Genomic DNA, 14,724 nt, shown 5'->3' with positions numbered 1-14,724 from the left:
GTTAGGTCTATGAGCTGATTTGAATTCTTTTTACCGAAACGGCTTTTTTTGTTTCGGTGTCTATCTCTGCAACTAAACCGCAAAATATTGCAACTCCGTCTTCAAGCACTTCGACACGCTGAGGTACCTGACTCTTTGTTCTTGTAATAGCGGTAAAAGGACTTCCGCCGATTACGGACTCCTTAGCTCCTATCATTCCAATATCGGTAATATAGGCTGTGCCGTTCGGCAAAATTCTTTCATCTGCCGTTTGAGTATGGGTATGAGTTCCTGCAAAAACAGAAACACGTCCGTCAACATAGAAGGCTAGAGCTTCTTTTTCCATTGTGGATTCCGCATGAAAATCTATGATATTAATCGACTCGGATAAATTATTTTCATTTTGCGAAGAGAAAAGAAAATCAATGGACTGGAATGGGCAGTCGATAGCCCTCATGTTTTCTCTTCCTTGAAGATTTATTACGCTGTATTTGATTCCGTTTTTTTCGATAAGGGCGAGACCTGAACCTTGAGCAAATGGAAAATTGTGCGGACGCAAAACTCTTCTGTCCTTACCGAAATTCATACGGATTTCAAACCTCTCCAGAGTATGATTTCCGCCGGTTATAACATCAACGCCTGCATTAAAAAAGGCTTCCGTTTGATCGTCTTTTATCCCTACACCGTGAGCCGTGTTTTCTCCGTTTACCACACAAAAATCTATTTTTTCTTTTTTTATTATCAAGGGTAAATGTTTTTGTAATGTTTCAAGACCTAAGTTGCCGCAAACATCTCCGCCCATAAAAATTCTTATAAATTGTTTCATAAGGTTTATTTTAGAATAAGATTAAAAAAAAATCAATTGCCGTCAAAACGGATATTATATGCTTTTTTAAAATTTTCAAAGATTGAATCTTTTAATTCTTCCATATAATTTTTATAAGTTTTTTCATCATAGTTTGAAAGTCCCTCGGATTGCGCCCTTAATTCTGCAAGAAGCGAAAATACTTTTTTTATATCTGTGGGAAGTGAAAAATTTTCTTCTTTTAGACTCATGTATGGGGCATCGGTTTCGGTTAAGATTCTATCCTTTTCTAAAGTTGCTGCCGTTTCAAGTTGAGCTTTTTGTCCTCGGAGCAGGCCCTTGCCGATACAAAAATAGGCATTTACTCCTTTTTTTAGAAATGACCTTGCTTCGGTTACGGAGCCCGCCCATCCGTGAAAGATAACCGCATTTATTTTTTTTAGAGTTTTTACATCATCAAATATGAGGTGTAAGCCTTTTCGGCAGTGTACAACTATGGGGAAATTCGATTTTTGGGCAAGATTTAATTGGACCTCCCATACTTTTTTTTGAGCTTCTAATGTGCTTTTATAATGTTCGTCAAAGAGGTCAAAACCGCATTCCCCAATGGCAGCTATTCTTTTTTCGGTTAAAAGTTTTTCTAAATATGGTATTTCGTCTTCTATCGGGCATTGAGGATGTATGCCGAAAGAAAGGATAAAATGCTCGGAATTTTCTCTGCATATTTTTTCTTGAATTTCAAAACGGCCGGCCTCATTTGAAGAAGCACAAAAAAATATCTCCTTATCAAAGGTTTTTAAAATCGGGCTTTCTATGTTTTGAGAATTTATTTCTTCTATCGTATCTAAAATATGAACGTGGGCATCGGTATACATGGGTGTCATTATATACTAAAGGTATTATTTTGTATACCGAAAATAGTACTATACGGAGGGAAAGTATGAAATTATATTCGATAAAAACTACTCAAGGCGATGCCTCATATTGCACAATTTTGCAAGAAACCGATGCCGGATACATCCTGCGTATTTGTATGGATAAAGAGGGGTATCAAAAGGTAAGTGAAGATTTTATAGAAAAAGATCTTTTTGATATGTGCATCCGCACAGGCTACATTCACGAGCTTTCGGAAGCCGCTTCCATAGTAGCCTAAGCTTCATTTAATAAGACGGTAATTATGGCTTAGCCTCGTAATTACCGTCCTTTTCCGTAAAGGTTAGTTATTAACTCTTTCCTGATATTCGTTAGTTTCGGTATTTACGAGAATTTTTTCGCCCTGTTTAATAAATAGGGGAACACGAACTACAAGACCTGTTTCGGTAACTATAGGTTTTGTTGCTCCCGAAACTGTATCTCCCTTTATATAGTTTTCACTTTGCTCTACAATAAAAATCATCTTTGTGGGAATCCTTACATCGATAGGTTCATTTTCCCAGATGAGAATATCGTATTCATCGCCTTCTCGTAGATAATGTTCCTTATCGCCTACAGTTTCGGCAGGTACGGAAATGGATTCAAAACTCTCCGTATCCATGAACATAAACTGATCGCCGTCCTTGTATTGATACTGACTCTTATGTGTATCTACTACCGCATCTTCAACGGTGTCTGCCGTTTTGATTGTCTGCATCAAAACAGAACCATCTCTTAGATTCTTCATTTTAACACGGGCAAAGGCCGCTCCCTTTCCGGGGTTGACAAATTCCCTTTCAACAACTAAATAGGGAGTTCCCTTATTGAGCAAAACCGTGCCCTTAGCTATATCTCCGCCTCTAATCATTTTTCACCTCATTTAAAATTGTGCGATATTTTAGCATTTTTGATGTTTTTATGCAAGCAGAGCCCGATTGAAAACTTTCAAAAAATCTGCTATAATCCGCCTATTATGGAAGATATTAAAACTACGTGGCAAAAAATTATTGCCGACACCTTAAACGGGATAGCTCCCGAAACATGCGATAAGATTTTACCTGAACTCATAAATATAGAAACTCCTCCTAATCCCGAAATGGGGGACGTAGCCTTTCCTCTTTTTACCTTTGCAAAGAGCTTTAAATCCTCTCCTGCAAAGATTGCTTCCGATGTTTGTGCACGTCTTTTAGAAAACGAGGATATAAAAAAATACGGAATGCCTAAGGCGATCGGGCCTTATTTAAATGTCTTTCTTGCCAAAGGGGATTTAGCCTCGAATGTTTTGGATAAGGTTCTAAAGGAAAAAGAAAACTACGGGAAAACTTCTTCTCTTTCCGGTAAAAGAATTATGATTGAGTTTTCGAGCCCGAATACAAATAAGCCCCTCCACCTCGGCCATCTGCGTAACGATGCCTTGGGTGAAAGTATTTCGCGTATTTTAAAATTTTGCGGGGCCGATGTTTTTAAGGTAAACATTATAAACGATCGAGGCGTTCATATCTGTAAGTCCATGATAGCCTATCAAAAATTCGGCAAAGGAAAAACTCCCGAAAGCGAAAATATAAAGTCTGACCGCTTTGTCGGGGACATGTATGTTGCTTTCCATAAATACAGTCAGGAAAATCCCGAAAAGGCAGAAGCCGAAGCAAAGCAGATGCTTTTGGATTGGGAAGCCGGAGAAAACAAGGAGCTAATCGGGCTTTGGAAAAAGATGAACGGTTGGGCGATAAACGGTATTAAGGAAACCTATAAGAGAACAGGCATTTCTTTCGATAAGCTTTATTTTGAAAGCGAAACCTATTTAAAAGGAAAGGATCAGATCTTAAAAGGTTTGGAGGCCGGAGTTTTTTATAAGGAAGAGGACGGTTCCGTGTGGGTTGACCTCGCTCCCATCAAGCTCGACAAAAAAGTATTGCTGCGAAGCGACGGTACTTCTCTTTATATGACTCAGGACATAGGCACGGCAATTTCCCGCCACAAGGATTGGCCCTTTAATCAGATGATCTATGTTGTAGGAAACGAACAGGAATATCACTTTAAGGTTCTTTTTTATGTTTTAAAACAGCTCGGCTTTGAATGGGCCGACGACCTCTATCATCTTTCGTACGGAATGGTAAACCTGCCTGAAGGAAAAATGAAAAGCCGCGAAGGTACGGTTGTTGATGCCGATGACCTTATCAATTCTCTTCAAGATGAGGCCTTAAAAAAGATTGAAGAAAACGGAAGAGAAAAGGAAGTAGGCGATGCCGCAGTTGCTGCCGAGAACATCGCCGTAGGAGCTTTACATTATTTTCTTTTACAGGTAAGCCCCAAAAAAGATATGCTTTTTAATCCTAAAGAATCCCTTTCCTTTACCGGAAATACAGGCCCCTATCTTCAATACATGGGAGCCAGAATTTCTTCTATTTTAAGAAAGGCCGAAACAGCCGAAGGCAAAGAAAACTTAAAGAACGGAAAACTCAATGCTTCCCTTTTGACAAATGAATCCGAATGGGAACTGTTAAAGACCTTAGAGGACTTCCACGAACAAGTTGAACGCTCTGCTTTGCGTAAAGACCCGAGCGCCCTTACGGCCTATCTTTATGAGCTTTCAAAAGCATTCAGCCGCTTCTACCGCGATTGCCCCATTCTTTCGGGAGAAGATGCCGACCTTTCTTATACAAGAATGGAATTGGCAAGGGCTACAAAGATAGTGCTTCAAAATGCAATGAATTTGGTACTTATTCCGTTTATGGAAGTAATGTAAACTTTTTATAAATTATTTTTTAAAAATTACTAAACGATTTATAAAATTATGATAATACTAATGGAGAAGTGATAAACATTTCAGCAGAAATTCTGCTTCAATGTTTATCGTATTTTATGCGGTTTATAAATAAACCGCTTTGAAAAAACTTTTTTCGGGATTTAATAATCCCTGCAAAAAGTTTTTATAGAGGGAGTATTATCATGATAAAAAGAATTAAACTAAGAGCTTTGACTTATCTGCGGAATATTTATGCCCGTATAATTTGTCCGCAAGTTTGTTTCTTTTGCGGGGACGAAACGGGAACGGGTATTCCGCTGTGCAGCAAATGTTTACAAAAAGAAATTACTGAGCCTGTTTTATTTCGGCTAAAAAATCCTGAAAAGTTTTGTTCATCTTGCGGAAAAATTTTAATTTCCGAAAAAGAGTTTTGCACGGATTGCAGGGCTAAATTGAGGGAAAAGGAAAAGCTGAGAATAGAAGAAAAAGAAAAGATCAAAAAGGAAGATTGTGCAAAACCGCTTCCCGTTCAATCCGATTTTGTGAAAAAGGTTTACACCATCTATCCTTACAAGGGCAGGGGAGGAGAGCTTTTACGCTTATGGAAAAATCAAAACATGAGGGGCTTTGCGGAAATTTATGCTTCTGCTATTGCTTCCTTTATCGAAGGGCTGACTGAACTTCAAAACGTTCCGATGGTGCCGGTTCCGCCCCGTCCTAAAAAGATTAAAACCAAGGGATGGGATCAAATAGAAGATTTGTCCCTTTATTTGGAGCATATTTATAATCTTCCAATCTTGCGTTGTTTAAAACGAATGGACGGGGCTTCCCAAAAAAGTCTTTCCAAAGAAAAACGGGCAAGCAATCTAAAAGGAAAGATTTTTTTAAAAAGGCAAAAATCCTTTTCAAAATCGGAAGATTTAAAAACCGCCTTACCCGAAAAGCTCATAATCTTAGACGATGTTATGACTACGGGAGCAACCCTTAACTTTTGTGCGGCGGCATTAAAAGAGGGAGGCTGCAAAGAAGTGATCGGCCTCTGCCTCTTTTTTGATTAGCTTCTGGGCATCTCTAAAAACCTTGTTGGATTTTTAGAGATGCCCGTCGAGTTTTTCATAAGTCTTTATATATCAATGACTTATGAAAAACATCGCAAGTTAAATTTAAAGAGAACTTCTAAAAAGCTGAAGTTTTTAGAAGTTCTCCTTTTAAATATCGAACCTTGTTCCGCTTTGGACAAAACTGAAAAAATTTCCGTTAGGGACTAAGATTATGTGATCCAAAAGTTTGACACCTAAAATTTTTCCGGCCTCGTAAAGGCGTCTTGTCAATTCCATATCTTCGCTCGAGGGCTCCAGATTTCCTGAAGGATGATTATGAGCCGCAATTATTGCAGCTGCCCTGTCCTTTAAGGGGTCTGAATAAACCTCACGAGGATGCACTATTGTTCTATTGATAGTGCCGACGCTTACAACACGGGTTGCAATAATTTCGTTTGCTCCGTTTAACGAAACGCAGATAAAATGCTCCCTATCTCTATCTGCATAGTGCTGTAAAAGCGGAACTACATCGGTCGGGTGCGAAATCGTCCGGTTCTTGTTGTCGTAATACCTCCTTCCCAATTCCAGAGCAGCAAGAACCGTTGAAATCTTTGAGTCTCCCATTCCTCGGATAGAACGCAGATAGCCCTCAATTTTTTCAGGCCTTGCTCTATCGATGTGCAGAATAATATCATCGGCCAATTCTTTTACAGGCTTGTCCTTAATGCCTGTCCGTAAAAGAATAGCCACCAAATCAGAGTCGCTTAAGTTCTGAGGCCCGTACTCTAAAAGCCTTTCCCTCATATCGGGTTTATCCGTATTGGACGAATTTTTATAACCTATCATCAATTATATTGTATGTATTATTTGAAAGATTTACTACTTTTTATAAAATTATCGATAAAAGCCGTCTATAAATTTTCTAAAAGATGAACCTTCTTTTATATCGAGCGGGCAGATAAGCGGAATGGTTTTTAGTACAATGTCCGAATCTTTAATTCTATATTCTATACAGCCGATTTGCTGACCTGCAAAAAGCGGTGCCATTATTACATCAGGTAAAATTATAACTTGTTCTATATGCCTCTCATCGTTTTTAAATACCGTAAGATAGTCTTGCGAAAAGTCCTCATCGGCGAGGAGAGGTATAAAGGCGGAAGTTTTTACATTCAGGTTTGAGCCTAGGACTCTTACACTTTTTTTAATTTTGTTGTGCTCCCTTATATCAAAACTTTTAAAATTGTCAAATGCAAAATTCATAAGCTTGATGGAATTTTGCTCCCGCTTAAAAATTCCTTCGGTAAAGTTTTTGCCATGACCGCCGAGGATAACCGCAATAAAACGCTCATCATTTTTTTGAGCCGTAAGCGAAATATTAAAACCGGACTCGTAAATAAAACCTGTTTTTAAACCGTCACAGCCTTCTATTTTTTTTAGAAGGGTATTGGTGGCAGGCTTAATTTGAAACTCCTTTAAACCTGCGGATTTTTTTTTGATAAGAATATTATGTTTTTGCGGATAGCTTATCTCATTTACCGAATGAAATTTTTTTAAGTTTTCAGGATATTGTTTTAAATAATGGAGGGAAAACAAGGCAAAGTCCCTTGCCGTGGTTTGATTTTTTTCGCTTAAGCCCGAAGAATCCTCAAAGCGGGTGGATTTTAAGCCCATCGTTTTAACGGCCTCATTCATTTTAAGCGTAAACTTTTTAAGGCTTCCTTCCGTAAGCAGGGCAGCTGCAAGGGCTGCATCATTCCCCGAGCAAACTGCCATTCCCCTTATCAGCTCTTCTATACTTAAACTTTGATTTTCTCCCAAGCCCATCCATGCCGCTCCTTTGGGCAGAAAAATTGCCCAAGCCTCCTTAGGCGGAAAAACAACCTTTTCCAAATCTTTAAACTCAGGCTTTTGAAGCATGGTATAAATTGTTACCAGCTTTGTAAGGGAGGCCGGAGGGATTATTTTATCGGCATTGTATTCGGCTAAAATTGTGCCGGTGTTTGCGTGAATAAGAATGTAGGACTCGGCATCGATTTTAGGTAATTCTATTTTTTTGGCTGAGGGGTCAATGTTAGAAGACGATGATTTTACGGGCAAAAAATTTTCTATGGAATTAAGGGGCGGAAAGTCGGAGTTAATCTTATGCCGGCTGTAAAAGGTTTTAAGAGCTGCCGTTTTTTCTTCTTGTGAAATCTCAAAAGGCTGTGCTTTTTTTAATTCCGAAACATGGAAAAAAATAAAGCCTGCAAAAGCCAATACACAAAAAAGCACAGCCCCAAGGAGAACAAAAATAAATTTTACAATTCCGTTTGTGCTGTGCTTCATTTTTTTAAGGTCTTAAATTTTTTTATTAAAAAATTAGAACTCGGCTAATTTCGGTGCTCTGGGGAAGGGGATAACGTCCCTTATGTTTCCCATACCCGTAACATAGAGGAGGAGGCGCTCAAAACCGAGCCCGAATCCCGAATGAGGAACCGTACCGTATCGGCGGAGGTCAAGGTACCACCAATAGTCTTCTTCTCTTAAACCTAATTCTTTAATTCGCCCTTGTAAAATATCGAGGTTTTCTTCCCTTTCCGAGCCCCCGATTATTTCGCCCAAGCCCGGTACAAGCACATCCATCGCCCGCACCGTTTTTCCGTCCTTATTCACCTTCATATAGAAGGACTTAATCTCCTTGGGATAGTTTGTAACTATTACCGGCCCCTTATACACTTCCTCGGTTAAAAACCTTTCATGTTCGCTCTGGAGGTCGCAGCCCCAATAGGGTTTAAACTCAAAGCGGTCAATGTGCTTTTCAAGTTCGGCTATAGCTTCCGTGTAAGTAAGACGAGTAAAGGGCGTGTTTACAACATTTTTGAGCATTTCGATAAGCCCTTTTTTGATTCTTGAATCAAAAAATTCCAAATCCTCCCTGCATTTTTCCAAGGCCCATTTTAAAAGATAGACGATAAAGTCTTCTGCCAGCTCCATGTTTTCTTTTATGGTAAAAAAGGACATTTCGGGCTCTACCATCCAAAATTCTGCAAGGTGGCGGCTTGTGTTCGAGTTTTCTGCTCTAAAAGTCGGGCCGAATGTGTAAATGCGCGAAAGGGCAGTCGCATAGGTTTCTCCTTCAAGCTGGCCTGAAACGGTCAAGTTAGCCTGCTTGCCGAAAAAATCTTGAGAATAATCTATTTTAAAAGAATTGGGGTCCTTTTTTTCTTTTAAAGCTTTTTTTACGGTTTCTTCTATATCGAAGGTTGTAACATGGAACATTTCGCCTGCACCTTCGCAATCCGAGCCGGTAATAATCGGCGTATGCACATATTGAAAACCTCTTTCCTGAAAAAATGTGTGGATTGCATAGGCCATCTGGCTTCTCATACGGGCAACAGCCCCGAAAGTATTGGTACGAGCCCTCAAGTGAGCTATGTCCCTTAAAAATTCCATGCTATGACGCTTTTTTTGTAAAGGATATTTTTCCTGATCAGCCTCACCGAAGATATGGATATTATTGGCCTGAAGCTCAACTCTTTGCCCTGCCGCAGGGGAGGGAACGAGATTGCCCGATACCTTTACCGAAACTCCGGTACCGGCCTTTTTTAAAAGAGCCTCAGTATTATTATCGAGACCGGTATCTCTGTCAAAGGTTGCCTGAATGGAGGCAAAACAAGAGCCGTCATTGATCTCGATAAAAACCAAATTCTTGGTTTCCCGCTTTGTACGAACCCAGCCGTAAACATCGATTGCCTGGCCTTTCGGTTCGGAGGTTAAAATATCTTTAATTAAATGTATCATAATAAGTATATTATATGGTAAATTCCGATTCTGTCAAGCAAGTCTTTAAAAATGGATTGACAAGACTTTGTAAAATACCTTGACCCGATACTTGCTATATGATAAAATTATAGAACTTAATTTTAAGACTAAACAAACTAAAATAGGAGTTACATTTAATGAAAAAACTTTTTATCTGTATCGCTTTATGCTCGCTTTTCTTTTTACCTTTGATTGCCCACGAAGAAGAACATAAAAGCCATTCTTCAGAGCATCATAATAATAAAAAAGTTGCCTATACTACAACGATAAATGCTATTGTTACATGGCCGCCTCAAGCCTTGGTAGGCGTAACTCAAAGTTTTAAAGTTCCGCTTATGCAGTTTGATAATCCTTTAATGAAAGATAATAATATCAACTTTAAAATCGGAGCGGAAATTACACCGGTTACAACTGAAGGCAAATTCGGTATTACTTGGACTCCTATCGCCTTTTTAGAATTATATACGGAATCAAAAATAGGTTCAGGCTGGAAACTTTCAAAGGATTTACTCGGAATAGCCATTAATGAGAATAATGGCGGAAAGTCAAATTATATTCCATTAAATTTTAGCAAGGCTGTATATTCTTTTGCATTGGGAGGGGCTTTTCAGTTTGACCTCGGTGCTGTAATTCCAAATGACTGGTCTCATGTGGTCTTCCGCACAGATCAATCAGCTCTTTATAAAGCAATGACAGGCACCGATTCCGAAACTTCATGGGTTTATCAAGCCGATTCAGGGGAAAACCGTAACGGATGGAAATATCAGGCTTCATATCTTATAGGATACAAGATGCCTCTATTTTTAGATTTAATTGCAATGAAAATAGATGTAGAAAAAAAACTGTTTGCTTCTCCCAAAGGGCTCGATAATAAAGTATGGGGTGAAGACCTTATCTATACCACCTTCGGCCCCATAATCAACTTTAACATAAAAAAAGATTATAACATTCTTCTTTTGGCTCAGTGGTATACACATCCGGTTTATAAAAATGATGTTAAGGATGATTTTTATCAAACAAAGAAGCTTGATACCGATAAAAAAACTAAAGTTAAATTTTATCAGGCCGGTATCGTTTTTTATATGAATATCAATAGATAGAAAAATCAACAAGGAAGGGGAAATGAAAGCTAAGGCAGAAATTATACAAAAAATTAAAAATGCAGGGCTTGCAGCGAGGGAAGGAAGGGCAGAACCTGTTCTTGCAACCGTTTCGGGTGTTCTTTCTACAAAGCCTAATTTGATAAGGTACTGTGCCGATGAGCTTGGCTTCGGTCTTGTAACCACAAAGAGCTTTCAGGTGCTGCCCAATCCGGGAAACCGAGAACCCATCCTTTGCGAGCCCGAATTAGGCTGTTTCGGTAATTCCGTCGGGCTTCGCAACTGCGGAATGGAACAGGCCGTAAAAGAGCTTAAAGAGCTCCGTTCTTCATGGAAAACCGATTCTATTTTAAACGTTTCCCTCTCGGCCTCAAATCCGGAAGATTTTATCAGCCTTTTGAAGGACTTTGAAGAATTAGCCGACTGCTTTGAGCTTAATTTTTCATGCCCCCATGCCTCGGCTGGCTTCGGTGCCTCCATAGGATGCGACCCTGCGATTGCCTCGGAGTATGTAAAGACGATAAAAAAAGCCCTCCCCGATTGTGCCGTGCCGATTTTTATAAAACTTACCCCCAATGTAGAAGATATAGGAGCCATAGCTTCCGCCGTAATCGAAGCCGGTGCAGACGGTATAACGGCTATCAACACTGTGGGCCCCAAGGTTTATATTGAGCCCCATTCGGGAAAGCCTATCTTACAAAATAAACTCGGCGGAAAGGGCGGAATGAGCGGGTCATGGGTATTCCCAAGGGCTTTGGAATGTATCGGGCAAATACGGAAGGCTGTAGGAGAAGAAATTCCTATAATCGGAATGGGAGGCGTTATGACTGGCGCCCAAGCTGCCGAACTCGTTAGGGCCGGTGCCGATATAATAGGCATAGGTTCTGCCTGCGGTATGCTTGAACAAGACGATTTAAAGCCTTTCTTTCAAAACCTTGCCTCTGATGCTCTAAACTGTATACGCGGCAAAGAAACCGATAAAACTTCTTCCTTTTTGCGCAAAAAAAGGGCCTTGGAATACGAAGCAAAGACCATAGTAAAAATCGAAAAAGAAAGCGAAGATATCATTATAATTACCCTAAACGGAAAGTGTAAATTCGAAGCAGGGCAGTTTGTCTTCTTATGGATTCCCGGAGCCGGCGAAAAGCCCTTTTCCCTTGCTGAAGCCGATCCTATAAGCCTTATCATAAAAAAACGCGGCCCCTTTACGGAAGCCCTTTTTGAGCTAAAAAAAGGGGATACAATCTACATGCGGGGACTTTACGGCAAGGGAATAAAGCCTCCTAAAACCGAAAATGCCCTTTTAATTGCCGGCGGAACGGGTATTGCAGTCCTTCCTGCCCTTGCAAAACGCTTAAAAAAGCAAGGAGCCTTAATTTCTACCTATGTGGGAACTTCCGAAGAAATTAAAAAGAAGGAGCCCAACGGTATCGAAAAAATTCTTATTGAATGCGGTGCCTATAAAAAGGTTGCCGACAAGGGCGTTATCGGAAGGGTGCTAAACCAATTCCAAAAAGACAATATTGAAGGAAATACCGGTCTCCCTATTCAAGGAAAAGCTGAAGATATGGGCAAGCCGGACTTTTTTACAGCCTATCTGGTAGGCCCCATGATTTTTATGCGCCGAGCTTCCGAAATCCTTTTAAAAATGGGTGTGCGCAAAAATCAGATTTTTATGTCATTGGAAATGAATACGATGTGCGGGGTCGGTATTTGCGGCGAATGTTCTTGCGGAAATATCTTGACCTGCAAAAAAGGAACCTTTGTCGGTCTGGATAAAATTGATGATTTTTATTAGTTTTATCAAAATTATCCGTTATGGGGCTATTGACTTATTGAACAATAGTATGTTACTCTGATATAGTTACATGGTTGAGTTATTTTTTAATAAACTCAGTAAAAAAATATGGAGGAAAGTAATGAATCAAAAATTTTTTAAACTCTTTGCTGTATTGCTGACTACAGCGATGGTTCTTGGTATTTTGACCGGATGCGGCGGTACTAAGAAGTCAAAAAAGGATCTTGAGAAAGTTGAGTATACTTATCGGGATGTATGGAGTACGGGCCCCCTTAACTGGAACCCCCATGCTTGGGAAGTGAACAGCGATAGTCAGTTTATGGGCTATCTGACAACGCCTATTGCCGATTCAACTGTAGGAGATAAGCCCGGAGAATGGAAGTGGGAATTTGATGCCGCTAATGATGTAAAAGACATCACAGCATCCTTTGCAAACAAGGAAAAATACAATATCCCTGCCGATGCTACAAGCGGCCGCGTATTTCAGGTCGATTTGAACCCCGCAATGAAGTGGGAAACCGGAGAACCTATCAAAGCTGATGACTACGTTTATTCAATGCAGATGTGCTTAAGCCCCGAAATGAAAAACTACCGATCTAACGATTATTGTACGGGAACTGCTGCTCTTTACAAAGCTAAAGAGTATCAGGCAAACGATTTGGCAGGTAAGCCCATCTATAAGGCTTGGGGTGATGATGCTCCGGCAGATGCAAAACTTGAGTTTACCCTTACCGATTCGATTATGTTTTTTGGAGGTGCTGCAGAATCTTACTATAAAAATGCCAAGCACAAAGATAAGTTCATGTTAGGCGGCACCGATATTTTTGAAAAATATAAGGATTCCCAATATTTTGAAGTAAACGATAAATCTAAAGCTGAAATGCTTGCTATTGCAAAAGCTTTTGGAGATGATAATCCCGATGCTTGGAAAGAATTTTGTGTTTACAACACCGGAGAGCTATATCCCGAAACTCCTTGGGAGGATGTCGGTCTTGTAAAAACAGGCGAATATCAGTTCCTTTTCATTACGGCTGATCCTATTCAAATGTTTTATATGTTGAATGCCTTTGGAAGCACATGGCTTGTTCATAAAGAAACTTACGAAAAGAACTTTAAAACGGTCGAAAAACTTAAGGCAACCTCTTACGGAACCGATATGAGTAATACCGTTTCATACGGTCCCTATAAGATTGAAAGCTATGAAAAAGACAAGCAGATTCGATTGGTAAGAAACCCCTATTGGGGCGGTTACCATGACGGCAGACATGAAGGTCAATATCAGGCAGATGCCGTAATAATTGATATTATCGAAGACCATGCTACAAAGCTTCAGCGTTTCGGTCAGGGCTTACTTGATGAGTTTGCTTTGAACTCTGATGATCTTGAAAAATACAAGAAAAGCGACAGGCTGTATTATACGGATGAAACCTATACCGACCGCTATATTTTTGCTACAAGTGACGAAGCTTTAAATGCAAGGGATAAAGAAAAGGGCAGCGGAAAACGAATTGTTATGCGCTATAAAGACTTTAGAAAAGCTATCTCTCTATGTATTGACAGAGAAAAATATTGTAGAGAAGCTACTTCGGGATTTAAGCCTGCCTACTTCTTGTTAAATAGATTGTACTATTACGATATGGCAAATGATCCCAATTCAATTTATCGTGATACCTTCTATGCAAAAAGAGCAATATGTAACTTATATGACATTGAAGTTACTAAGGAAACTGCGGATGCTCAGTATGCAAAAATTACAGGACGTGACGTTGAAACCGCCCGCAAACTGTTTACGGCTGCCTATGAACAGGCTGTTGCAGATAAGGTTTACAAACCCGGTGAAATTGTGCCTATCGAAGTGATGGCAAGTCCCAGCGATCTTACCCCCCAGCATATCAAACAGCAGGATTTAATGCAGGAATTCATTAATGAAGGAACAAAGGGAACTCCTTTTGAGGGAAAAGTTCAAATTAAGTATGAATCCGGCGATCCTAAACGCTACGACAATGTTGCTGCAGGAAAAAATATGGCTATCCGAGGAGCATGGGGAGGTGCAGCCTTCTACCCATTTAAGACTATTCAAGTTTATGCTAATCCTACCTACATGGGCGGTTTGGCTAAGATTCATGAATCAAACGGTTGGAACCCCTCTGTTGAAAAACTTAAGATTAAGATTGACAAGGCGGACGGTACTACCGTAGAAGAAGAAAGAACATTTGAACAATGGTCGGCCTCTATGAACGGAAACGGCGATTATGCAGAGGCTGCTGCAACTGAAAAACTGCAAATACTTGCAGCCCTGGAAAACGGTATTCTCAGTGCATATCAGTGTATTCCTTTAGGAACATATACTGCTGCAGTCTTGGTTTCACATAAAATAGATTATTACACAGACGTCTACAATATCATGTATGGTTACGGCGGTATGAAATTATTGAAGTTTAACTATACTGATACTGAATGGGACGAATATGTTAAAAAGAACCAAGGACAGCTCAATTACGAGTAAACCGGTTATAGCTAAATTTATTTAGCTTAATTTACAT

12 protein-coding genes are annotated in these 14,724 nt (G+C 39.8%); 6 read left to right on the top strand and 6 right to left on the bottom strand.

The window, feature by feature from the left end; genetic code table 11:
* Positions 1 to 7: 7 nt before the first annotated feature.
* Both HO345_RS08495 and HO345_RS08490 read right to left on the bottom strand, forming a co-directional pair.
* A complete protein-coding gene (locus tag HO345_RS08495) occupies positions 8 to 805 on the bottom strand; it encodes a TIGR00282 family metallophosphoesterase (protein WP_253682515.1) in 798 nt (265 codons plus the stop codon).
* 32 nt (positions 806 to 837) lie between these two features.
* Positions 838 to 1,659, bottom strand: coding sequence for a TatD family hydrolase (locus tag HO345_RS08490; protein WP_436411230.1), 822 nt, complete (start codon positions 1,657 to 1,659; stop codon positions 838 to 840).
* A gap of 29 nt (positions 1,660 to 1,688) precedes the next feature.
* Here HO345_RS08490 and HO345_RS08485 point away from each other — a divergent pair, with 29 nt between their 5' ends.
* Positions 1,689 to 1,937, top strand: coding sequence for a hypothetical protein (locus tag HO345_RS08485; RefSeq protein ID WP_495574026.1), 249 nt, complete (start codon positions 1,689 to 1,691; stop codon positions 1,935 to 1,937).
* 63 nt (positions 1,938 to 2,000) lie between these two features.
* Here the strand turns inward: HO345_RS08485 and efp are convergent, their stop codons facing one another.
* Positions 2,001 to 2,564 carry an elongation factor P gene (gene efp, locus HO345_RS08480; protein WP_253682512.1) on the bottom strand — a complete coding sequence of 188 codons (564 nt, stop codon included), beginning with the start codon at positions 2,562 to 2,564 and terminating at the stop codon, positions 2,001 to 2,003.
* A 105-nt stretch (positions 2,565 to 2,669) separates the two neighbouring features.
* On the opposite strand from efp, the gene argS reads away from it, so the two are divergent.
* Positions 2,670 to 4,442 (top strand): arginine--tRNA ligase, encoded by a 1,773-nt coding sequence (gene argS, locus HO345_RS08475; RefSeq protein ID WP_253682511.1) that lies wholly within the window; start codon positions 2,670 to 2,672, stop codon positions 4,440 to 4,442.
* Positions 4,443 to 4,645: 203 nt separating this feature from the next.
* A complete protein-coding gene (locus tag HO345_RS08470; RefSeq protein WP_253682510.1) occupies positions 4,646 to 5,500 on the top strand; it encodes a ComFC family protein in 855 nt (284 codons plus the stop codon).
* A gap of 150 nt (positions 5,501 to 5,650) precedes the next feature.
* On the opposite strand, the gene radC is transcribed toward HO345_RS08470, so the two are convergent.
* From radC to asnS, 3 genes are read right to left on the bottom strand one after another with little or no spacing between them, the layout of a single operon-like run.
* Positions 5,651 to 6,328, bottom strand: coding sequence for a RadC family protein (radC, locus tag HO345_RS08465; protein ID WP_253682509.1), 678 nt, complete (start codon positions 6,326 to 6,328; stop codon positions 5,651 to 5,653).
* A gap of 48 nt (positions 6,329 to 6,376) precedes the next feature.
* The gene (locus tag HO345_RS08460; RefSeq protein WP_253682508.1) at positions 6,377 to 7,807 is read right to left on the bottom strand and encodes a D-alanyl-D-alanine carboxypeptidase family protein; all 1,431 of its coding nucleotides are present in this window, start codon (positions 7,805 to 7,807) and stop codon (positions 6,377 to 6,379) included.
* 33 nt (positions 7,808 to 7,840) lie between these two features.
* Positions 7,841 to 9,262 (bottom strand): asparagine--tRNA ligase, encoded by a 1,422-nt coding sequence (gene asnS / locus HO345_RS08455; RefSeq protein ID WP_253682507.1) that lies wholly within the window; start codon positions 9,260 to 9,262, stop codon positions 7,841 to 7,843.
* Positions 9,263 to 9,420: 158 nt separating this feature from the next.
* On the opposite strand from asnS, the gene HO345_RS08450 reads away from it, so the two are divergent.
* The 3 genes from HO345_RS08450 (at position 9,421) to HO345_RS08440 (ending at position 14,687) form a co-directional block, all read left to right on the top strand.
* Positions 9,421 to 10,383 (top strand): hypothetical protein, encoded by a 963-nt coding sequence (locus tag HO345_RS08450; protein ID WP_253682506.1) that lies wholly within the window; start codon positions 9,421 to 9,423, stop codon positions 10,381 to 10,383.
* 22 nt (positions 10,384 to 10,405) lie between these two features.
* Entirely contained in the window at positions 10,406 to 12,181 is a 1,776-nt protein-coding gene (locus tag HO345_RS08445; RefSeq protein WP_253682505.1) for a dihydroorotate dehydrogenase, read from the top strand.
* Between the two features lie 121 nt (positions 12,182 to 12,302).
* Complete coding sequence (locus HO345_RS08440; RefSeq protein WP_253682504.1) at positions 12,303 to 14,687, top strand: ABC transporter substrate-binding protein; 2,385 nt, start codon at positions 12,303 to 12,305, stop codon at positions 14,685 to 14,687.
* Positions 14,688 to 14,724 lie beyond the last annotated feature (37 nt).

This window comes from Treponema denticola, assembly GCF_024181645.1.
GTDB classification, from domain to species: domain Bacteria; phylum Spirochaetota; class Spirochaetia; order Treponematales; family Treponemataceae; genus Treponema_B; species Treponema_B denticola_A.
The sequence above is the reverse complement of the archived record's forward strand: the minus strand, read 5'-3'. Positions and strand labels throughout refer to the sequence as shown.